Annotated in this window: 19 protein-coding genes and 1 tRNA gene; 14 read left to right on the top strand and 6 right to left on the bottom strand. The window is 62.2% G+C overall.

Annotation, left to right across the window (positions count from 1 at the left end):
• Positions 1–140 precede the first annotated feature (140 nt).
• The gene (locus ABWI03_RS25715) at positions 141–611 is read right to left on the bottom strand and encodes a GNAT family N-acetyltransferase (RefSeq protein WP_234036629.1); all 471 of its coding nucleotides are present in this window, start codon (positions 609–611) and stop codon (positions 141–143) included.
• Between the two features lie 138 nt (positions 612–749).
• Complete coding sequence (locus ABWI03_RS25710; protein WP_298781303.1) at positions 750–1,013, bottom strand: hypothetical protein; 264 nt, start codon at positions 1,011–1,013, stop codon at positions 750–752.
• 519 nt (positions 1,014–1,532) lie between these two features.
• On the opposite strand from ABWI03_RS25710, the gene ABWI03_RS25705 reads away from it, so the two are divergent.
• Entirely contained in the window at positions 1,533–1,952 is a 420-nt protein-coding gene (locus ABWI03_RS25705; RefSeq protein ID WP_124570064.1) for an SMI1/KNR4 family protein, read from the top strand.
• Positions 1,953–2,254: 302 nt separating this feature from the next.
• On the opposite strand, the gene ABWI03_RS25700 is transcribed toward ABWI03_RS25705, so the two are convergent.
• Positions 2,255–2,327 (bottom strand) — tRNA-Arg (locus ABWI03_RS25700).
• Between the two features lie 97 nt (positions 2,328–2,424).
• On the opposite strand from ABWI03_RS25700, the gene ABWI03_RS25695 reads away from it, so the two are divergent.
• Together ABWI03_RS25695 and ssb are read left to right on the top strand one after the other, a co-directional pair.
• Positions 2,425–4,560, top strand: a complete 2,136-nt coding sequence (locus ABWI03_RS25695; RefSeq protein WP_296555659.1) for a bifunctional copper resistance protein CopD/cytochrome c oxidase assembly protein — start codon at positions 2,425–2,427, stop codon at positions 4,558–4,560.
• A gap of 181 nt (positions 4,561–4,741) precedes the next feature.
• Positions 4,742–5,155 carry a single-stranded DNA-binding protein gene (gene ssb / locus ABWI03_RS25690; protein WP_007733347.1) on the top strand — a complete coding sequence of 138 codons (414 nt, stop codon included), beginning with the start codon at positions 4,742–4,744 and terminating at the stop codon, positions 5,153–5,155.
• 4 nt (positions 5,156–5,159) lie between these two features.
• Here ssb and ABWI03_RS25685 read toward each other — a convergent pair whose 3' ends face one another.
• On the bottom strand, positions 5,160–5,618 hold the full coding sequence (locus tag ABWI03_RS25685; RefSeq protein ID WP_298781298.1) for a MarR family winged helix-turn-helix transcriptional regulator: 459 nt from the start codon (positions 5,616–5,618) through the stop codon (positions 5,160–5,162).
• A gap of 105 nt (positions 5,619–5,723) precedes the next feature.
• On the opposite strand from ABWI03_RS25685, the gene ABWI03_RS25680 reads away from it, so the two are divergent.
• The 7 genes from ABWI03_RS25680 (at position 5,724) to ABWI03_RS25650 (ending at position 17,126) form a co-directional block, all read left to right on the top strand.
• A complete protein-coding gene (locus tag ABWI03_RS25680; protein WP_296555681.1) occupies positions 5,724–7,541 on the top strand; it encodes an ABC transporter ATP-binding protein in 1,818 nt (605 codons plus the stop codon).
• Positions 7,542–7,635: 94 nt separating this feature from the next.
• Positions 7,636–8,814 (top strand): acyl-CoA dehydrogenase family protein, encoded by a 1,179-nt coding sequence (locus tag ABWI03_RS25675; RefSeq protein WP_353798991.1) that lies wholly within the window; start codon positions 7,636–7,638, stop codon positions 8,812–8,814.
• 166 nt (positions 8,815–8,980) lie between these two features.
• Positions 8,981–10,660, top strand: a complete 1,680-nt coding sequence (gene ettA, locus ABWI03_RS25670; protein ID WP_007730925.1) for an energy-dependent translational throttle protein EttA — start codon at positions 8,981–8,983, stop codon at positions 10,658–10,660.
• 4 nt (positions 10,661–10,664) lie between these two features.
• Positions 10,665–11,084, top strand: coding sequence for an acyl-CoA thioesterase (locus ABWI03_RS25665; RefSeq protein WP_003944475.1), 420 nt, complete (start codon positions 10,665–10,667; stop codon positions 11,082–11,084).
• Positions 11,085–11,183: 99 nt separating this feature from the next.
• Positions 11,184–16,031 carry an NAD-glutamate dehydrogenase gene (locus tag ABWI03_RS25660; RefSeq protein WP_298781291.1) on the top strand — a complete coding sequence of 1,616 codons (4,848 nt, stop codon included), beginning with the start codon at positions 11,184–11,186 and terminating at the stop codon, positions 16,029–16,031.
• Positions 16,028–16,447, top strand: a complete 420-nt coding sequence (locus ABWI03_RS25655) for an acyl-CoA thioesterase (protein WP_003944573.1) — start codon at positions 16,028–16,030, stop codon at positions 16,445–16,447. The genes ABWI03_RS25660 and ABWI03_RS25655 overlap by 4 nt, the downstream gene beginning before the upstream one ends.
• Positions 16,440–17,126 carry a DUF8010 domain-containing protein gene (locus ABWI03_RS25650; RefSeq protein WP_298781287.1) on the top strand — a complete coding sequence of 229 codons (687 nt, stop codon included), beginning with the start codon at positions 16,440–16,442 and terminating at the stop codon, positions 17,124–17,126. Before ABWI03_RS25655 ends, ABWI03_RS25650 begins: the two co-directional genes overlap by 8 nt.
• Positions 17,127–17,192: 66 nt before the next feature.
• Here the strand turns inward: ABWI03_RS25650 and ABWI03_RS25645 are convergent, their stop codons facing one another.
• A complete protein-coding gene (locus tag ABWI03_RS25645) occupies positions 17,193–18,791 on the bottom strand; it encodes a glycoside hydrolase family 13 protein (RefSeq protein WP_200313280.1) in 1,599 nt (532 codons plus the stop codon).
• A gap of 106 nt (positions 18,792–18,897) precedes the next feature.
• Between ABWI03_RS25645 and ABWI03_RS25640 the strand changes: the two genes are divergently transcribed.
• Positions 18,898–19,389, top strand: coding sequence for a cupin domain-containing protein (locus tag ABWI03_RS25640; protein WP_435054152.1), 492 nt, complete (start codon positions 18,898–18,900; stop codon positions 19,387–19,389).
• 4 nt (positions 19,390–19,393) lie between these two features.
• Here the strand turns inward: ABWI03_RS25640 and ABWI03_RS25635 are convergent, their stop codons facing one another.
• Positions 19,394–19,801, bottom strand: a complete 408-nt coding sequence (locus ABWI03_RS25635; protein ID WP_003944464.1) for a globin — start codon at positions 19,799–19,801, stop codon at positions 19,394–19,396.
• 182 nt (positions 19,802–19,983) lie between these two features.
• On the opposite strand from ABWI03_RS25635, the gene ABWI03_RS25630 reads away from it, so the two are divergent.
• The 3 genes from ABWI03_RS25630 to ABWI03_RS25620 all read left to right on the top strand — a co-directional run bounded on the left by ABWI03_RS25630 (position 19,984) and on the right by ABWI03_RS25620 (position 21,558).
• Positions 19,984–20,682: an HNH endonuclease gene (locus ABWI03_RS25630; protein WP_435054151.1), complete on the top strand. Its 699-nt coding sequence runs from the start codon at positions 19,984–19,986 to the stop codon at positions 20,680–20,682.
• Positions 20,683–20,828: 146 nt separating this feature from the next.
• Positions 20,829–21,092, top strand: coding sequence for an aa3-type cytochrome oxidase subunit CtaJ (gene ctaJ / locus ABWI03_RS25625; RefSeq protein WP_007730943.1), 264 nt, complete (start codon positions 20,829–20,831; stop codon positions 21,090–21,092).
• The gene (locus ABWI03_RS25620; protein WP_095969711.1) at positions 21,079–21,558 is read left to right on the top strand and encodes a DUF5130 domain-containing protein; all 480 of its coding nucleotides are present in this window, start codon (positions 21,079–21,081) and stop codon (positions 21,556–21,558) included. Before ctaJ ends, ABWI03_RS25620 begins: the two co-directional genes overlap by 14 nt.
• Positions 21,559–21,607: the final 49 nt, after the last annotated feature.

The following is a 21,607-nucleotide window of genomic DNA, read 5'->3' as shown; positions in this document are numbered from 1 at the left end:
TGGCGCGTTTCCTTTCGCGGCCAAGACTTCGAACGCATTAGCGGTACTCCGGAAACAAGTGCACGCAAGCCTGTGCGCCGAGCACCACCGCAACGCCGTCACGCGAACGTGCCACTACCCAACCGAGCCACGACCTCCCCTCAGCGCCCGCTCGTCGGAGCTTTCGTTGCGCCGGTTGCGAATTGGTGCATCCCATCCGCGTCGAGCCCTCGATGCGCCCAACCGAGCTCGCTGAAGAAGCGGTAAGCGGGCTCGTTCCTCTGGTCAACGAACGCAACCCACCCTGTCGTCGGCGGGTGCTCGGGCCACGAACGGACGCAGTCGATCGTTGCCCGGCCGAGCCCGTTCCTGCGCCGGCGCGGATCGATCGCGAGATCAGTGATGCCATGCTCGTGTCCGTTTGGGTCCCAAGCGCAGCCGACGAGCGCGACCGGATCGACACCGTCGAGCACCACAAGCTGCACACCCGAGTGGGTGGCGAGGACATACTCGAGCCACTCGTCGTCAAGCGGACCCAGCTCACGGTCTAGCGTCTCATCCTCGTACCAGCGCTGGATCCACGGCCAATCGGCACGGGTCATTAGCCGCGCCGCGAGGGTCTGCTCAGTCATGAGGTCTATTCTCTCGTTCTCGTTCTCGTTCTTTTTCAGGGCTTACTCTCATTCGGCGTTGGCAGCAGCTTGATCACGCGTGTGCCGTATGCAGCACAAGAATGCCGCCAGCCTCACCCGAGATAAGGGAGACGCGCTCTAGTCAAGTTTCGCTGGCGGACAGTCCCCGTAGACGCCTTCGTCGCGGCCGGCTAAGTACTGCTGATGCTGCAGATTCGTGCGCTCGTCGAGGCCTTTGTAGTAGTCGGTCTTCACCTTGCGCATGTCGGCGCGGTACTCGCGAATGAACTTGAAGCCTTCGTGCATCATCGGGATAACGAACGCCGCGATTAGAACCCAAAGCAGGATCCACAGCAATGTCTGCCAGTAGTTCGTAATGAAGACAATCAGCAAGAATGCCACGATGAATCCGACGAGGGCGTCCGTTATTTCGAGATGTATTCCGCGAAAAGTTCTTTATCTGATCGTGCATCGCAATCGTACGTGTGAGTACGGCGACCGTCATCGGTCGTGCGTTTCATGATTCGCATCGATGCGTCAGTTCGCTCTTCCAAGCTTGAACCCTTGTCGCTAATAGTCTTTTGGTCCGCTTGAGTCTCCAGATATCCGGGCGTCAGTTCGGCGAAACCCGCACACTGAGTTGCCCTCACTTCCTCGGCGGTGGGACCCGCGGGCTCGCTACTGCATCCGCTGATGAGTAGCGCCGCTCCGATAGCCGCGACTGCGGCGAACGGCATTTTCATGCCGGAATAGAACCAGACGGACCGGTCGTAACTGACATTTGATCTGCCTCAGTTGGTAGTAGTCTTCGGCTCCAGCGGCTTCCTGTTCGGCGACCCATGCGGGTGCGACACTCTTGCGCCCGACGCACCGGCGTCCGAGTTCGAAGCTAGTGTCCCGCGCCGGTAGTAAGTTTCCGATATGGCTCTCGGAAACGGGTTGGTCGCTCGGATCGAGCGGACCGTGGACTTCTACGGTCCCGGCCGTCCGATTCCGGCAGACGAGCTTCACGCGCGATTGCATGCGCTCGACATCGTCCCGGACAAAGACTTCACCGAGTTCGTGGGACGTTGGGGTGGATGCTTCGTGGGCGTGTCAGTGCACGCATGGGACAACGCCGAGCTTATCGGTCGTGAGACATGCATCGAGCTGACCATTGAGGCGCGTGACGCATACGGTGCCCTCATCGACGGGGTGGTGTTCGCTGACGACGGGTCGGGGAATCCGATCTGGATCGCTGCGGACGGAAGCGTGTGCTTGGTCGACCATGACAACGGGAACACAGTTGTCCGACTGGCGGCCAGTTTCCGCACGCTGTTGGAGGAGAACGTCGACGACTGACTCGCGCGACTAACCCTTCCTCGGGGGTCGGATCTTCTCGGCTTACTTGGTCCAGATGAACGGCTTCGGGTTCTCATTCCATCCCTTGACCCCTGCCGTTGTTCGGCAAGATTGTCGACGATGAGTCGGAATTCGGCGCCTAGCTTGCGTCGAGAGACGTACATGCTCACCTGCGAACCGCTCAACACTTACTCAACACTTTGGTCGGGATTGCGCGGGATAACGCAGGATTATTGCATTGGTCGTATCTGCGTACATGCTGGCCTAGAAGGTATTGAGTCCTGCGTAAACGGTACGAAAAGTGCCCCCGGCAGGATTCGAACCTGCGACCAAGAGATTAGAAGGCTCTTGCTCTATCCCCTGAGCTACGGAGGCGCGTGGAACATCATACTCGAGGGTTCGGGATGTGACGCGTGCCGCCCAACTCCGACGCGTTGTCGTAGTCGGTTCGCGAAGGTCCTACCCTTGAGGTATGGCTACACCCGACCTCGCGCCGACAGATTCCTCACCGGAGTCCACTCCGCACAGCGGTGCACCCGCTTCTTCGACCGCCATATTCGTGGTCAGTGGACTCATCGCAGGGCTCACCGCAGCCGTCGTGGTGGGATTCTCCGCGTCGCAGGCACTGACTCTTCTGGGCATCCCTGATCCAGGTCCGATCACTACGTACGGCCTGCCCGCGATGCGCGCACTGGGGGAGATCGCCGCGGTCATCGCGATCGGGTCACTGCTGTTGGCCGCTTTCTTCGTGCCACCTCAGAAGTCGGGCGTCCTCGACGTCGACGGCTATCGAGCAGTCCGAACCGCATCGCATGCCGCGATCGTGTGGGCGATCTGTTCGTTCATGATGGTGCCTCTGACGCTCTCCGACACCTCGGGTCAGCCGTTTGCCGAAGCGATCAAACCGGCAAACCTCTGGTCGGGACTCGACCAGGTGGAGATCGCCGGCGCCTGGCGCTGGACGGCCATCATCGCGGTTGTTCTGGCGATCCTGGCCCGGTTGACACTGCGCTGGTGGTGGACTCCGCTCCTGCTGCTGGTCGGTCTCCTCGGACTGATGCCGCTCGCTCTCACCGGTCACTCGTCTTCGGGCGGCTCGCATGACATCGCTACCAACAGCCTGATCCTGCACCTTGTGGCAGCTTCGCTCTGGGCCGGCGGCTTGTTCGCGCTACTGGCCCACGCGCGGCGCGGCGGCGATTACACCGACGTAGCGGCCCGACGCTTTTCGACGGTCGCATCCATCTGCTTCGTCGTCATGGGATTCAGCGGTGTCATCAATGCGATTGTCCGTCTACCTCTCGACGACGTGTTCACCACGACCTACGGACGATTGATCGTCGCCAAAACAGTTGCACTGATCATCCTCGGGTTCTTCGGTTGGGCTCAGCGGAGTCGGGCGTTGCCGGCGTTGGCGGAGAACCCCAAGAGTCGCTCCGCGCTGATTCGTTTTGCCGGCGCTGAAGGCATCGTGATGGCGGCGACCATCGGTCTCGCGATCGGCCTCGGTCGAACCCCACCGCCCCCGCCGCTGTCGATTCCCTCGATCCCCGAGGTCGAACTCGGTTACAACCTCCCGGACCCGCCGTCGTTCATGGCCTTCGTGACGGACTGGCGATTCGACCTCATGTTCGGCACTGCCGCAATCGCTGCGGCGATTCTGTACGGAATCGGCCTGCGCAAACTGGCCAAGCGTGGCGATTCCTGGCCCGTCGGCCGAACCATCGCCTGGATGAGCGGTTGTGCGGTGCTCTTGATCGCCACGTCGTCTGGTGTAGGCAAGTACGCGCCGGCAGTCTTCAGCGTTCACATGGGTGCGCACATGGCGCTGTCGATGTTGGGCCCAGTCCTGCTGGTTCTGGGTGCGCCGATCACTTTGGCTCTGCGGGCCCTCGATCCGGCAGGCAAGGACGGCGTGCCAGGCATCCGCGAGTGGATTCTGACCGCCCTGCACAGCCCGTTCTCGCGTTTCATCACCCACCCGATCGTGGCGGCCGTTCTCTTTGTCGGCGGCTTCTACGCGCTCTATCTCGGCGGAATCTACGGCGCGACGGTCGACTCGCACAGCGCGCACTTGCTGATGAATCTGCACTTCATCCTGAGCGGCTATCTCTTCTACTGGGTGGCGATCGGAATCGACCCGTCACCACGTCAATTGCAGCCGGTGACCAAGCTGGCAATGGTCTTCGGTTCGCTTCCGTTCCACGCGTTCTTCGGTGTGGCCTTGATGAGCACCACCGCCGTCATGGGTGGCGCCTACTTCCGTTCGCTCGGCCTTGGCTGGAACAACGATCTGATCGGCGATCAGCAGTTGGGGGGCAGCATCGCCTGGGCGACCGGCGAGATCCCGCTCATGGTGGTCATGCTTGCGCTTCTGGTTCAGTGGTCGCGCAGTGACGGCAGAACGGCGCGCCGAACCGACCGTGCGGCTGAACGTGACCACGACGCCGACCTCGCCGCACACAACGCGATGTTCGCCGAATTGGCCAGGCGGGACCGCGAGGGGTGGAAACCCCGAGAGGCGGCTGACACGGAGACTGCCGACGAGGACACTGCCGATGGGGCGCCCAGCGAGAAGAAATCCGACGAGTCCTCCACTAGCACTTAGCACCGACACTGCCCGGGCCGTTTGGCTCGGGCAGTGCTGTTTCTCCACAGCGGTCCCGCCGATGCACAGGTGGAAATCGAAATCCCGAGCCAGGCGTTTGCCGTTCCACAATCGAAACTGCCGACGCAATGATCGGCCCCGCGGCAGTTGGCGGGATCTGAAGTTCGAAGGGGGATCGGACATGTACGAAACGCATGCAACCGTTGTCGGAACCGTCATCACCAATCCGGTGAAGCGGCAGACCACCAATGGTGAAGAGGTGCTGAGCTTTCGGATGGCGAGCAATACTCGTCGCAAAGACGCGGTGACCGGAGAGTGGACTGACGGTGCGACCCTGTATCTCACGGTCAGTTGCTGGCGGCGGTTGGTCACCGGCGTCGGCGCATCCATCATGAAGGGTGATCCGGTCATGGTGGCGGGGGAGTTGCGCACCAACGAGTACACGACCAAGGAGGGTGTGCCTCGTTCCGATCTCGAGTTGCGGGCAACGGCAGTTGGCGCGGACCTTGCTCGTTGCATCTCGAAGATCGAGCGTCAGAGCAAGCCCACGTCGGCGGAGAATGTCGAGGACGCAGTCGACACCGTCGCCGCGTGAGAACTCAGATCGAGGGTGTCGGGCAGTCGCGGGGCCGAGAGTCGTGCCCCGCGTCCACTCGCTCGAGAAGTTCGGTGAGAGTTGCTCGCTCCGACTCGTCGAGGTCGTCGAACACATCCGAGGATTCGCGTCTTTGAGCTTTCGCGACGTCGGCGGCCAGCGCAGCGCCGGCGTCGGTGAGCTCGAGTAATACAGCGCGGCGATCGTTCGGATCGGGAGTGCGGCGTACCCATCCGGCATCTTCGAGGGAATCCACGACGTCGGTTGCCGACCGCGGAACGATGCGCAATCGCTCGGCAAGAAACCCGAGTCGAACCGGTTCGCCTACTCGGGTCAGCACTCGCAGTGCTCGGCTTTGCGACGGCGAGAGGCCGAATGGTTCCAGCGCTGCCACCTGGCGTCGGCGGATGAGCCGTGCCACGGATATCACGACATCGGTGAGTTCGCGCTCTCGGGAATGCATGGCGTCAGTCTAGCGTTGTTGGTGTCAGCCTCATAGTGAGGTAACCTCATCAATATGAAACTAGGGTGAGAAAGCCTCCAGGAGGTAAACGTGAAACCAGATAACATGCGAAACATCGAACGATCCGCTGTCGAGATCACTCCGGCGGAATCCGTACCGGCAAAGCGCGTACTCGGACTGTTCGCGCCGTATCGAACTCAGATCGCCATCGTCACTGCGGTCATCACCCTCAGCGCGATCGTCGCGTTGGGCAGTCCGCTGCTCCTGCGCGAAATGCTCGACAAGGCGATCCCGGACAAGAACCTCGGACTCGTCAGCGTTCTGGCCATCGGCATGATCGCCATCGCCGTGATCACGAGTTGTCTCGGCGTGGCGCAGACCTGGATGTCCAACAGCATCGGCCAAAAGCTGATGCACCAACTGCGCGTGCGGGTCTACTCGCACCTGCAGAATCAGTCGCTCGGATTCTTCGCTCGAACCCGAACCGGAGAAGTTCAGTCGCGCATTGCCAATGACATCGGCGGTATGCAGTCGGTGGTCACCAACACGGCAACGTCCATCGCGCAGAATGCAACGACCGTGGCGGCCACCATTGTTGCTCTGTTCCTTCTGGATTGGCGACTCGCCATCTTCTCGCTGGCGATCTTGCCGGTGTTCATCCGAATCGCACGCAAGATCGGTGACGAGCGCCGCAAGATCTCGGGCAAGCGGCAGAAGTTGCTCAGTGATCTGTCGGTCCAGGTGGAGGAATCTCTCTCCGTCAGTGGCATTCTTCTCGGAAAGACGACCGGCGCGAAGTCGGCTCTGACGGATCGATTCACCGAGCGTTCAGCGGAAGTCGCGGACGTCGAACTCCGGGCCATGATGGCCGGGAAGTGGCGCATGGCGACCATGTCGATCACTTTCGCGGCCATGCCCGCACTGGTCTACTGGTTTGCCGGTTTCACTCTCGATCACGGAAACACCATCACCGTCGGTACTCTCGTCGCATTCACCACACTGCAAACACAATTGTTCCGACCCACCATGATGCTGCTCAACACGGGCGTCGAGGTGCAGAGTTCGATGGCACTGTTCAGTCGCGTGTTCGAGTACCTGGATCTGCCGATCGACATTGCCGATCCGGAAGAGTCGAAGAGTTTCGATCGCACCACGATGTCCGGCGAACTTCGGTTCGACCACGTCGACTTCTCGTATCCAGGAACCGACAGCAAGACTCTCGACAACATCGACCTCACGGTCCCAGCCGGCGGAACCTTGGCGCTGGTCGGCTCCACCGGTTCAGGCAAGACCACTCTGGGATACTTGGCCGCACGTCTGTACGACCCGACTGCGGGATCGGTGAGAATCGACGACGTCGACCTGCGGGACCTCGATCTGGCGACGGTCTCCGATCTGGTGGGTGTGGTCTCACAGGAGACGTATCTCTTCCACACGACGATTCGTGAGAACCTTCGGTTCGCGAAACCCGACGCCACGGACGCCGAGATCGAGCAGGCGGCGCGCATTGCGCAGATCCACGAGTTCATTTCCGGTCTCGACGACGGGTACGACACCATGGTCGGCGAGCGCGGCTACCGATTCTCCGGCGGTGAGAAGCAGCGCATCGCGATCGCGCGCACAGTCCTGCGGAATCCGCCGATCCTCGTCCTCGACGAGGCGACGAGCGCCTTGGACAATCGCACCGAACGTGCGTTGCAGGACGCGCTCGACGAGCTGATGGTCGGGCGCACCACTCTTGTTGTAGCGCACAGGCTTTCCACGGTTCGAGACGCAGACCTCATTGCGGTGCTCGACCGGGGCGTGGTTGTGGAAAAGGGCACCCACGACGAACTTGTGCAACAAGGTGGGCGGTACGCACAGCTGCTTGCGGCTTCGGGTAGTGACGCAGTCGAACTCCCGTCGGAACTGCAGACCGTCTGAGTGCAAGAAATATCGGCCATTCACTTCCGCAGGTTTCTAGAACGTGTTCTACTTTAATGGTAGTTGGGCGACTATCAGTGGAGGCGGGAAGATCATGGGTCAGGTTCTGGACAACATTTCACAGTTCGCCGACGAGATCCGCGCCGACGGAGTCGAGGGCGACAAGCTGATGCGCTTGACGGACGGCAGCGCGAAGCGACTGCGCGACTCCGGCGTCATCCGGATGTTGCAGCCGAAGGAATTCGGAGGCCTCGAGGCGCATCCGCGTGAATTCGCCGAGACGGCAATGGCTATCGGCGCGATGGACGGTGCCACGGGTTGGGTCAGCGGCATTGTCGGTGTGCATCCGTGGGAGCTTGCGTTCTTCGACCGCAAGGCTCAGGAAGAGGTGTGGGGAACCGATCCTGATACGTGGATGGCGTCGCCGTATGCGCCGATGGGCGTTGCGAGGCCGGTCGAGGGTGGGTACATCCTCAACGGCCGCTGGTCGTTCTCCTCGGGTACCGATCACTGTGACTGGATCATGATCGGCGCGATGGTCGGTGACGAATCCGGTAAACCGTTGATGCCGCCGAAGATTCTGCACGTACTGCTGCCGCGCTCCGATTACGACATCGACCAGGACAGCTGGAATGTCGTGGGCCTGCGCGGAACCGGGTCGAAGGACCTGATCGTCAAGGACGCATTCCTGCCCACCTACCGCACGATCGACGCCGGAAAGGTGTTCGACGGGACGGCGTGGAAGGAAGCGGGCCGTACGGAGACGCTGTACAAGTTCCCGTTCTCGTGCATTTTCCCGCTGGGAATCACCTCGTCGTTGATCGGTATCGCGGAGGGTGCGTTGGCGTGCAACATGGCTGCGCAGCGTGAGCGTGTGACGGTCAGTGGTGTTCCGATCAAGGAAGATCCGTACGTGCTGTTCGCGATCGGTGAGGCTGCGGCCGAGATCGCTGCTTCTCGGGCTGCGATTTTGGAGACGGTGGATCGTTTCTGGGACATGACGGAGAAGGGGCAGGAAGTTTCGTTCGAGCTGCGTGCGGTCGGTCGGCGTACGCAGACTGCTGCGGCGTGGCGGGCGGTGCGGGCGGTGGACGAGATCTTTGCTCGTTCCGGTGGTGGCGCTTTGCAGTTGAACACGCCGATGCAGCGGTTCTGGCGTGATGCGCATGCTGGTTTGGCGCATGCGATCCACGTGCCTGGTTCCATCTTCCACGCGTCGACGCTCTCGCAGCTCGGTGGCGAACCGAAGGGCATCCACCGGGCAATGATCTGAGCCGTCCTGGGGACACCCGGAGGTGTCCCCATCGCGGTTTTCGTGGGGGTCGAGAAGCATGTCGGTGAATCTGGTCGGTGACCTCGGACTGTCCGCAGAACCCGCAGTGGAGTGACGGCCAACGCGCAATGTGGGTTATAGGACAAACACCGATAGGCTGGCGGTCATGGCTGAGTTCATTTACACGATGAAGAAGGTGCGCAAGGCGCACGGTGACAAGGTCATCCTCGATGACGTCACGATGAGCTTTTACCCCGGCGCGAAGATCGGTGTCGTCGGACCGAACGGCGCTGGTAAATCCAGCATCCTCAAGATCATGGCCGGACTGGACCAGCCGGGCAACGGCGAGGCGTTCCTGGCTCCGGGCGCGACCGTCGGCATCCTCATGCAGGAGCCGGAGCTCGACGAGACCAAGACAGTTCGCGAGAACGTCGAGGACGGCCTCGGAGAGACGATGGTCCAGCTCAAGCGGTACAACGAGATCGCCGAGCTGATGGCCACGGATTACTCCGACGAGCTCATGGAAGAGATGGGCGAACTGCAGGAGAAGCTCGACCACGCTGACGCGTGGGAGATCGACTCGCAGCTCGAGCAGGCTATGGACGCCCTGCGCTGCCCCCCGCCGGAAGAGATGGTCACCCACCTCTCCGGTGGTGAGAAGCGACGCGTTGCGCTCTGCAAGCTGCTGCTGAGCAAGCCCGACCTCCTGCTCCTCGACGAGCCCACCAACCACCTCGACGCCGAATCTGTCCTGTGGCTCGAGCAGCACCTCGCTGCTTACCCCGGCGCAATCCTCGCCGTGACCCACGATCGTTACTTCCTCGATCACGTCGCGCAGTGGATCTGTGAAGTCGACCGCGGACGCCTGTACCCGTACGAGGGCAACTACTCCACCTACCTGGAGCAGAAGGCTGCACGCCTCGAGGTTGCCGGCAAGAAAGATCAGAAGCTGCAGAAGCGCCTCAAGGACGAGCTCGCCTGGGTACGTTCCGGCGCCAAGGCTCGCCAGGCCAAGAACAAGGCTCGTCTCGATCGCTACGAGGAAATGGCGAACGAGGCCGAGAAGACCCGCAAGCTCGACTTCGACGAGATCCAGATCCCGGCACCGCCGCGCCTGGGTGACGTGGTCGTGGAGGTCTCGAACCTCGACAAGGGCTTCGACGGCCGCGTGTTGATCAAGGATCTCTCGTTCACGTTGCCGCGCAACGGAATTGTCGGCGTCATCGGCCCCAACGGTGTCGGTAAGACGACGCTGTTCAAGACCATCGTGGGTCTCGAGGAGCCTGACGCCGGTGAGGTCAAGATAGGTCAGACGGTCAAGCTGAGCTACGTCGACCAGAACCGTTCCGGCATCGACCCCAAGAAGACGGTCTGGGAGACAGTGTCCGACGGGCTCGATTTCATCGTCGTCGGCCAGACCGAGTTCCCGTCGCGTGCGTACATCAGCTCGTTCGGTTTCAAGGGCCACGATCAGCAGAAGCCGGCCGGCGTTCTCTCCGGTGGTGAGCGCAACCGCCTGAACCTGGCGATGACGCTCAAGCAGGGCGGCAACCTGATCCTGCTCGATGAGCCGACCAACGACCTCGACGTCGAAACCCTCGGCTCGCTGGAGAACGCTCTTGAAGAGTTCCCCGGTTGCGCCGTCGTGATCTCGCACGATCGCTGGTTCCTGGACCGCACGTGTACTCACATCCTCGCGTGGGAAGGTGGCTTCGGTGACAACGAGGCTGCTTGGTACTGGTACGAAGGCAACTTCGAGGGCTACGAGGCGAACAAGGTCGAGCGACTCGGCCCCGACGCCGCGCGCCCGCACCGTGTGACGCACCGCAAGCTCACCAGGGACTGATCCGGTGTCCGACGTATACACAGCGCAGATCCAGGTCCGGTGGGGCGATTCCGACCGGTTGGGTCATGTCAACAACACGCGTTACGTCGAGTACATGCAGGAAGCTCGCATCCAGTTCCTGGAAGCGAAACTGGCGCCGCTCGGCGGCCGGCCGGGGTACCTCGTGGTTCGAAAGATGACCGTCGAGTTCCTCAAGCCGGTCACCGACCGGTCCGGTCCGTTGAACGTGGAGATCTTCACGACTCACGTCGGGACTTCCTCGTTCACGGTTCGGCACGTCATCCGTGACAACGCGGGTGTCGAATGCGCATTCGGTGACGCGTTGATGGTCGGATTCGACACGGTGTCCGAAAAGTCCAGACCGCTGGCGGACAGCGAACGCGCGGTGCTCGAAGCATCGCTTGTTCAGATGACGACATCGTAGATTTCGTTTCTCAGTTCACCCTAGGTACTGGTTGCCGCGGCTAGTCTCGAGTCAGAGATTGGTCGCGGCGATCAGAACCCACAAGGATGTGAGCCAGGAATGACAGACCGTGTACGGCAGCAGGGCACAGGCCTCGACGAAGCGACGTTGTTGACGCGTCTTCGCGAGGCCTTTTTCACGCACATCGACGAGGGTGACAGCGACGACGTCATCAACGGTCGGTCGGATCGAGTTCTGCTCGCGCATCTTGCGCTCGGGAGGCGGCGGACGCCGGGCACGGCCGAATGGCGTGTGTACCGCCCGTCAGGATCCGAGGGTCTCGGCGCTGCCGTCCAGATCGTCACCGACGACATGTCGTTGCTCGTCGAGTCCGTTACCGCGATGCTCAACCGACAGGGTGTGGGAATCAGTCAATTCGCCCATCCGATTCTGACGGTTGAACGCGACGACTCCGGCAATCTGATGTCCTTGGGCGACAGGGGTATCCAAGAATCCTGGATGCATGTCCAATTGGACTCCGAAGTCGAGGATTCCGCTCTCGACGCGATCGAGGCCCACCTCGGCAAAGTGCTCGCGGACGTCCGTCAGGTGGTTGGTGACACCCCGGACATGAAGGCACTGCAACTGCGCATTGCCGACGAGTTGGCGAGTGCCGCAGAAACTGCCTCCGGGAGGATCACCCCCGAAGAATTCTCCGACACCGCTCGACTGCTGCGGTGGATGGCGGACGGAAACTACGCCGTACTCGGATACCGGCGATTCGAGGGCACGAAGGACGGCTCACGCACGGTCGCCGGCAGTGGACTCGGCGTGCTGCGTTCCGACGCGGTCACCGAGGGCCCGATGAGCTTGCCTCCCGTTGCGGACCTCCCGGATCGACCCCTTCTGGTCCTGACGCAGGGATCGTTCCCCGCCACGGTGCACCGCGCTGTCTACCCGTACTTCGTGGGTGTGTCGATCCTCGACGACGAGGGAAACATCGTGGGGGAGCACAGATTCCTGGGTGTGTTCACCGTGGTCGCTCTCCACGAGAACGTCCTCGCGATTCCTCTGATCGAGCGCCGCGTACGCGAAGTCATCGCGCGTGCCGGTGTCGACCTGCATTCGTACTCCGGTCAGGCGATGCTCGAGGTCATCCAGTCGTTCCCGCGTACCGAGTTGTTCTCGAGCGATGCCGAGACCCTGTTCGAGACCGTGCACGCCGTGCACAGCATCGGGCTTCGCCGACAGGTGCGACTCTTCGTCCGTGAGGACACGTTCGGCCGCTTCGTGTCCTGCCTGGTGTATCTGCCTCGCGACCGGTACACGACGCGAGTTCGACTCGCGATGCAGCATCTACTCTGGCGTGAGTTCGGTCCGGGCACAGTCGATTACACCGCCAGAGTCACCGAGAACGACCTCGCGTTGCTGCACGTGACCATCCGGCGCGATCCGGACAGCGAACCGGTTCGTCTGGATGTTTCCGAGGCCAATCGCGAGCGCGTTCAGGCACTGCTGACCGAAGCCAGTCGTAGCTGGGACGACCGCATCACCGATCTTGTTCGCGAAAGCCCGGGTGTGGATCCGGAACTGGTGCAGCGGTATTCGCGGGTGCTGCCGGACGGATACAAAGAAGACTTCGAACCTTCGCGTGCGCTCGCCGACATCGCCAGGCTCGAGGCGTTGGCACCGGGTGCGATCGACGTTCTGCTCTATCGCGCTGTGGACTCCGCGCCCGGTGCCTGGCGCTTCACGCTCTTCGTCGGCGGCGACGGTATCTCGTTGAGTCAGGTGCTGCCGGTGCTGCAGTCACTCGGCGTCGAAGTTCTCGACGAGCGGCCGCACGTCGTGCAGCGCCTCGACGGCGTTCAGTGCTGGATCTACGATTTCGGACTGTCGGTGCCGGCCGATCTTCGGGCGTCGGTGGAGGTCGATCTCGATGCGCAGGTGCCACTCGAGACCAGTACCGCCCCGCTGACCGAGGTTCAGAAGCGATTCACTGCTGCATTCGGTGCAGTCTGGTTCGGCCGGGCAGAAGCTGACCGATTCAACGAGTTGGTGCTGCGGGCCGGAATGTCCTGGCGGCAGGCCGTCGTGCTGCGTGCTTACGCAAAGTATCTGCGCCAGGCCACATTTCCGTACAGTCAGTTCCACATCGAAGGAATCGCGCTCACGCACCCGCAGACCGCGTTTGCATTGGTGCAGTTGTTCGAGGCGATGTTCGACCCCGAGAAGCAGGACGACATCCGCGTCGCCGAATTGGACGAGCAGTTGCGTGCGTCCATCGACGAGGTACTCAGCTTGGATGCCGATCGCATCCTGCGCGGAATGTTCTCCTTGGTGAAGGCGACCTTGCGCACCAATTTCTACGTCGTCGACGCCGATGACCGCTCTCGCGACTACCTGTCGGTCAAGCTCGATCCGTCACGGATCAGCGAGTTGCCAAAGCCGCGGCCGGCTTTCGAGATCTACGTGTACTCACCCGAGGTCGAAGGTGTCCACCTGCGATTCGGTGCGGTCGCGCGCGGTGGGCTCCGCTGGTCCGACCGGCGCGAGGATTTCCGCACCGAGGTGCTCGGCTTGGTGAAGGCTCAGGCCGTCAAGAACGCGGTGATCGTCCCGGTGGGGGCCAAAGGTGGCTTCGTCGTGAAGAATCCGCCTCTGCCGACGGGTGATCCCGTCGCTGATCGAACGGCGACGCTGGAAACGGGTAAGGCCTGCTACACCACGTTCATCTCCGGATTGCTCGACATCACCGACAATGTGCACGCTGCCACCGGAGAAGTTGTGACGCCGGATCGAGTGGTACGCAAGGACGATCAGGATCGCTATCTGGTGGTTGCCGCGGACAAGGGCACGGCGACGTTCTCCGATCTCGCGAATTCGGTTGCCGCCAAGTACGATTTCTGGCTCGGCGACGCGTTTGCCTCCGGTGGTTCCGTGGGATACGACCACAAGGGCATGGGTATCACCGCCCGGGGTGCCTGGGAAAGCGTCAAGCGGCACTTCCGCGAACTTGGTGTCGACACGCAGACCGAGGATTTCACGACGGTAGGCGTCGGAGACATGAGCGGAGACGTGTTCGGCAACGGAATGCTCCTCAGTCGGCACATCCGATTGGTCGGCGCATTCGACCATCGACACATCTTCCTCGATCCGAACCCGGATGCAGCGAGTTCGTTCGTGGAGCGTCAACGACTGTTCGAGTTGCCACGGTCGTCGTGGGCCGACTACGACAAGAGCCTGATCAGCGAAGGTGGCGGCGTCTGGGACCGCACGGTCAAGTCGGTTCCGATCGCCGAAAGCATCCGGATCGCACTGGGTTTGGCCGAGGGCGTCACGAAGCTCTCGCCGCCGGAATTGATGCAGGCGATTCTGTCGGCACCGGTGGATCTGCTGTGGAACGGCGGAATCGGTACATATGTCAAGGCGTCGACCGAGACCAACGCGCAGGTCGGAGACAAGAGCAACGACGCCGTGCGTGTCGACGGTCAAGACCTACGAGTCAAGGTGATCGGTGAGGGCGGCAACCTCGGCGTGACTGCTCTGGGACGAATCGAGTTCAGCGCCAACGGTGGTCACATCAACACCGACGCGATCGACAACTCGGCAGGCGTCGACTGCTCCGATCACGAAGTGAACATCAAGATTCTTCTCGATTCACTCGTGCGCTCGCAGTTGCTGCCGACGCAGGAACGGAATCCGTTGCTGGCGTCGATGACCGACGACGTGGCTGCGCTGGTGTTGGCGGACAACATCGCCCAGAACGCGCTGCTCGGAATCTCCCGCGTGACCGCACCGCAGATGCTCGGTGTTCACCGCCGTCAGCTGACGGATCTGACCAGGGCACGTGGCCTGGACCGCAAGCTGGAGGCGTTGCCGACCGACAAGGAGATCGAGCGTCGACTCGAGGTCGGTGTGGGTCTGACATCGCCGGAATTGGCGACGCTGACGGCGCACGTCAAGCTTTCACTCAAGGACGATCTGCTCGCAACCGAGTTGCCGGACAACGATTTCTTCGCCCAGCAGATCCCGCAGTACTTCCCGACCGCTGTTCGTGATCGGTTCGACACGGAGATCAAAGCACACCCATTGCGGCGGCAGATCGTCGCGACGATGCTCGTGAACGAAGTGATCGACAACGGCGGAATCACGTACGCCTACCGCTTGGCCGAGGAGACCGGAGCGAGCAGTACCGACTCGATCCGTGCCTACGCCGCTGTGCGAGAGGTCTTTGCGCTCGACGAGGTGTGGTCGCGAATCCGTTCGGCCGGCGTCAGCGCAGAGATCGAAAATGAACTGATCGTGGAGTCCTGCCGCCTGCTCGACCGCGCGTCGCGCTGGTTCCTGGCCAATCGACCCCAGCCGATCGCCGTCGGCGCCGAGGTAGCGCGCTATTCGGCGGCGTATCGGGCGACGGCGCCTCTGGTTCCCGGGCTGCTCGCCGGCCATCAGCTCGACGATCTGCTGGTGCGGGCCCAATCCGTGATCGATCGTGGGGCTCCGGAAGCGTTGGCACTGGACGTGTTCCGACTGCTCGACGTCTACTGCTTACTGGACATCGCGGATATCGCCGACATCGCAGATCACGACATCACCGAAGTCGCGGAGTTGTATTACGCCTTGGATGCGCATCTCGGAATCGACTGGTTGCTGAGCGCCGTTTCGGGACTCGAGCGCGGCGATCGCTGGCACTCGCTGGCGCGGCTCGCGTTGCGAGACGACCTCTACAGTTCGCTTCGGCAGCTGACGATGGAGGTTCTGGCCGGCGGCGAGCCGGGGGAGTCACCACAGGAGAAGATCGACGAATGGGAATCGACCAACGCCTCGCGGCTGAGCCGAGCGAGGGCAGCTCTCGTCGAGATCTTCGAGTCTGGGACGCTTGACCTCGCGACGCTCTCGGTGGCGGCGCGTCAGGTTCGCAGCATGGTGCGCAGCATGGGCACCCGATCGGAGGTAGGACGTTGAGCGAAGGATTCCACGCCGAAGTTGTGGTTCGGTGGTCCGACATGGATGCCTTCCAGCACATCAACCACGCACGGATGGTGACGTTGCTCGAAGAGGCGCGGATTCCTTGGTTGTTCGAAGACTCGCGTCCAACGGTCACCCTGCGTGACGGGGCTGTGATTGCCGATCTCCATGTGAGGTACCGCGGGCAACTGCGGCACGACGATTCACCGCTCGACGTCTTCATGTGGGTGGAAAAGGTTCGCGCGGTGGACTTCACGATCGCGTACGAGGTTCGCCCCCGCGGTGCGGATCTCAGTGTCCCGCCGTCCATCGTGGCATCGACTCAGATCGCGGCCTTCGATATCGACACTCAACGTCTGCGTCGCCTCAGCGGGCCCGAGCGCGAGTACCTGGAGAGCTGGCAACGTGCATGAACGTGTACTGACCGTGCCCGAGGAGGCCGAGCGAAAGAACTTGGCCGGCTTCATCGGTCACGCCTTGCGTTTGGACGAGTCCGCGGTCATCCGAATGCGTCGACGCGGCGATGCGCACCTGAGCGTCTGGGCGTCAACGGGTTTCGACGCTCTCGCTACGCGAACCGTGGCGGGCACCATCAACCCTGACGACACCTCGGCTGCCGGCGATCAGTTGCTCACGGCGGTGGAACAGGCAACGGGTGAGCTGATCGATCCGGGGTTTGCCATGGATTCGGCGTGGCGCGGGGCGTTGCCGCCGATGGACGGCTTCGAGCACCTGGACGACGTACCCGCCCGGGTGCTGATCGAACTGGCGCAGCGGGGCAACGCCTTGGCGCTGGAGCACGGCAGTAGTCACGGTCCGCCGGCGTCGTTGCTCGATCAGGACGTGCTCGAGGTCAGTGGTCCATCAGGCACGGTCGGGATCTCGATGCGAGTTATTTTCGCCTTGACCGCAATGGGATTCGTTCCGCACGCTGGATCCGAAGCGATGACCGCCGACATCGATCTCGAGCAGATCGACGCGTCGGAACTGGTTCGGGTACGGGCGGGTAGATCGTGGGTGCGCCTGGATGCACGGTTCGGTTCGATCTACCGCCACCGCGGTGGTTCGATACCGCTGATGGTTGCACGGTAGGAGTTCAGGCGGCGGCCACCACCAGTGCGATGGGGCCGCCGCCTGACGACGTGCGAGAGTGTTCGGTCAGATCAGCCACGCCGCAGCGTTGACGGGCAACTGACCGTCGACGAGTGGTGCGCTGCTCAACAGCAGCTGCCCGCTCGGCAATGCGATCGGCACCTCCGTGGTGTTGAGAGCACAGATCAGGCCACCGCGTCGACGGAAAGCGAGGCAGCCGGGGGGACTGCCGTACCAATCGATGTCGGTGCCGGAAAACTCAGGCCTGGCGCTACGAAGTTCGAGGGCGGCGCGATAGAGCGAAAGCATCGAGTCCACGTCCTCGATCTGAGCCTCCACGGTGAGCGTCGACCACTCGGCCGGCATCGGCAACCAGGTGCTCGCACCGGTGGTGAATCCGAACGGGGGTTCGCTCCCTTCCCACGGAAGGGGCACTCGGCAGCCGTCGCGTCCTCGCTCCGCATGTCCGGATCGTTCCCAGACCGGGTCCTGTAGTGCGTCGTCGGGAAGCTCGACGTTCGGCAGGCCGAGTTCTGCGCCGTTGTAGATGAAGCTCGCGCCCGGCAGCGCCAACTCGACGAGAATCATCGCCCGTGCGCGTTGCGTTCCGATCTCGCCCCCGCCGTAGCGCGTGACTTCACGTTCGACGTCGTGATTCGACAGTGTCCACGTGGGCACACCCCCGACCTCTGCGACGGCCGCGAGGGAGTTCTCCACGGCCTCTCGGACGGACTCGGCCGAGAATTCGGTTTCTGCAAGCCGGAAGTTGAATCCGAGATGCAGCTCGTCCGGCCGGATGTATTCGCCGAACTTCTGGTTGTCCTTCACCCAGATCTCACCGACGGTCATCGCCTCCGGGAACTCGTCCATGACCTTGCGGATGCCGCGGTGGATTTCGTGAACTGCCGGGTTGTTGAACCGTGGGTCGTCGTCGGAATTGCGCATGAGCTCGTTGAGCTCCCAGTCGTGGTCCGGCAAACCGTCGGGCTTGGCCATTCCGTGGGCCACGTCGATGCGGAATCCGTCGATTCCGCGCTCGAGCCAGAAGCGCAGAGTCTTGGCGAGGTCGTCGAAGACCTCGGGGTTGTCCCAGTTCAGGTCTGGCTGTTCCTTGGCGAAGATGTGCAGGTACCACTGGCCGGGTGTTCCGTCGGCTTCGGTGACGCGGGTCCACGCCGGGCCGCCGAAGATGCTCGGCCAGTTGTTCGGTGGTTCGTTGCCGTTCTCACCTTTGCCGTCTCGGAAGATGTAGCGGGATCGCTCCGCAGAACCGGGCGCCGACGCCAGGGCAGCCTTGAACCACTCGTGCTGATCACTCGTGTGGTTCGGGACCAGGTCCATGGTGACCTTGATTCCGCGTTCGTGGGCTGACGTGATCAGCGAATCCATCGTCGCCAGATCACCGAACAGGGGATCGATGTCGCGAGGATCCGAGACGTCGTAGCCGTGGTCTGCCATCGGTGACTTCATCACCGGGCTCAACCAGATCGCGTCGATGCCGAGCAGTTCGAGGTAGCCGAGTTTCTCCTCGACTCCGCCGAGGTCGCCGATACCGTCGCTGCCCGAATCGGCAAAGGAACGCGGATAGATCTGATAGAAGACCGCCTCGTTCCACCACGGGGCTTCTGGCCGGCTTACAGAGGACGAATCCGCGGGGGTGCTCACAGCAGTTCATAGTGCCAAACGTCCGGCACTCTCACGACTTGGACACGGCAAAAGCGTGACTCTTTACCTAGCCTTGGTGTACTTTGCATTGACGCGGTGATGCCATGTGGCAACTTTGGTGTTACTGCCGGGGGAGAAGTATCGAGAATTCAACCAAGGGGGCTTGGCCTTGACTTTGTCGGCAATCGAAGCGGTCAATTTGGACAACGTGTTACTCGACGAGGATCCGATCAACCGGGACTGGATAATCTCCGGCACACCGGTTGCGCGCTCGGCGCAGTGGTCGGTGAGTAAAGACGGAACCACGACCACGCACGTCTGGGATTGCACGAAGGGGCGCTTTCGCTGGTACTTCCACGCGGACGAAATCGTGCACATCATCGAAGGTTCGGTCACCGTTCAGGCCGACGGAATCGCGAAGCGAACCCTCGGAGTCGGCGATGCCGCACTTTTTCGTGCGGGCAGCTGGTCGGAGTGGGAGGTCGAAGAGTACGTGCGCAAGCATGCAATCTTGAGTTCACCCCTGCATCCCACGGTGTCGTTCGGGGTACGAGCAGTTCGTCGGGTCGCGCGCGTTTTCAGGCCGAAGGCGAAGTAAACGGTCAGATGGCGGAGTTGACCATGGACGCGGCAGCCATCTCCATGTAGTCGATCAACTGCTTTCGGTGCACCGGGCTCAGAGTCTTCTCGTCGATGGACGCGATGGCGACGTGCATGCACCGCAGCCACGCATCACGCTCGATCGGGCCGATCACGAATGGATTGTGGCGCATCCGCAGACGCGGGTGTCCACGCTCCTCCGAGTACGTGTGCGGCCCGCCCCAGTACTGCTCGAGGAACATCCGCATCCGCCGCTCGGCCGGGCCGAGATCGGCCTCGGGGTAGAGCGGGCGCACAACCTCGTCCTTCGCGACTTCTTCGTAGAATCGCGCGGTGAGCTTGTGAAACGTCTCGGCTCCGCCGACGGCGTCGTAGAAGGTCTGCTGCACGTCGTGCTGTACGTCATTCATGGCAACTTCCATTGTGCCTGACGGCCGTAGTGGTCGGTTTCCGGGTCGACGACGGTGGTATCGGGTCGGACTGCGTACCCATTCACCGGAAATTCACCGGCCGTCCTGGCAATTTTGTTCGAAATGGGAGTGCGTAACGCGATCATCCGTGGTCAACTTGGGGGCAGTCTCCCGGAGGTCGTATGAAGAACCGACATGCTGCACGCAATCACCGACAACTCCAGCCCACTAGCGCGCGGAACGACCACGCGTTAGGGGCTGTTCTGGAAGTTGTTCCTGACGGGTTCGCGCACACTGCCGACCCACTCTTTTCCGAAGAACGTTCTCACCTCGAGATGTTCCCTCCCGATCGCGTCGTGCCCGAGTGGGTAAAACGTCGGGTGCTACTGCTCAACGTCACGTACGAACCGCTGACCGCCCTTCCTGCCCGGCGCGCGGTCGTACTGATGGCCTGCGGCAAGGCCGATACTGTCCACGAGGACGCACAAGGCCCGGTAGTCCATTCTGCGGACTGGTCGGTGCAGGTTCCCTCGGTCATTCGATTGCGCACCTACGTGCGCGTTCCGTATCGCGCCCGTATCCCCATGACTCGTGCCGCACTGATGCATCGTGACCACTTCCGATGTGCGTACTGCGGAGCCAAAGCCGAAACCATCGACCACGTCGTTCCTCGCAGCAGAGGTGGCGGGCATTCGTGGGAGAACTGCGTCGCGTGCTGTGCCCCCTGCAATCACCGCAAGGCAGACAAGATGCTCAGCGAACTCGGATGGACTCTCCGTGCGGAACTGGTTCCGCCGTCCGGCCCGCACTGGCGTCTGCTCGCGGCGACCAAGGAATTGCATCCGGCGTGGATGCCGTATCTCGGCGTGGGCGCAGCCTGAGCTATGTGTCGGCGTGGGCGCAGCCTGAGCTATGTGTCGGCGTGGGCGCCGCCTGAGCCGCGTTCTGTCGTCACCGAAACGAAATTGCCCGAGAATTTGTGGCCCTGACGCTTTCCTTCCTGGCGTTCTGGGCTACGTTATCTGGTGTGAGCATTCTCGAGGTAGTACTGATATACGTTGGGATTCCGGCCTTGATCACCGCGTTCTTCGCGGCTGCGTCCTTCCTCGGGAAGAAGACGCCGGGACCGGTTCCGCCGGCGTTCCATCTCGGTGAGTCGTGGGATCACGCTCCCGTGCTGTGGAGTGCTGTCGACGAAGTCACCGTTCGCGGTGGCCATCACGGCAGTGCGCACGCAATCGAAGCCGGTTCGGCTGATCTGATCGGAGGGTCCGCAAGTGGCAAGTGGTGATCATTCGACCGCGCTCGCAGTAGCGCCCGAGGACCTGCCGGTCGGCAGCGTCGTCACGTCCAGCGGACGTGTTTCCGGTGTGCACCGCATCGGCGAGCCGTTCACCGACGATCTTCCGTTCGAGACCAGGGATCTGGTCGCGCTCGACGTCGCGATGACCGAAGCGACGCGCGCCACCAAGGTGCGATTCAACGCTTACATCGGTGATCTCGGTTCCGATCCGGCAGCGGGTGCCGACGCACTGTTCCCGACCACGCCCGAAGCCGAGCGTTCCGTGCTGATCGCTGTCTCGCCCAACCAGCGCACCGTCGAGGTACGCAGCGGGCGGGCAATCGCCGATCGGGTCACTGATCGCGTTACCCAGCTCGGAGCAACCGCAGCTGTCGCATCGTTCAGCGAAGGCAATCTGATCGACGGACTGATCAGCGCAATCCGCGTTATGGCAGCCGCAATCTCAGCGCCGTAACTTTTTGTCGCACAAAGGCCGGTGCCCGCGTCGATTCGTGAGAATCGAC

Source organism: Rhodococcus baikonurensis (assembly GCF_040489275.1).
GTDB lineage: Bacteria > Actinomycetota > Actinomycetes > Mycobacteriales > Mycobacteriaceae > Rhodococcus_F > Rhodococcus_F baikonurensis.
Note: the sequence above shows the minus strand (reverse complement) of the source record. Positions and strands in the feature narration are given on the sequence as shown.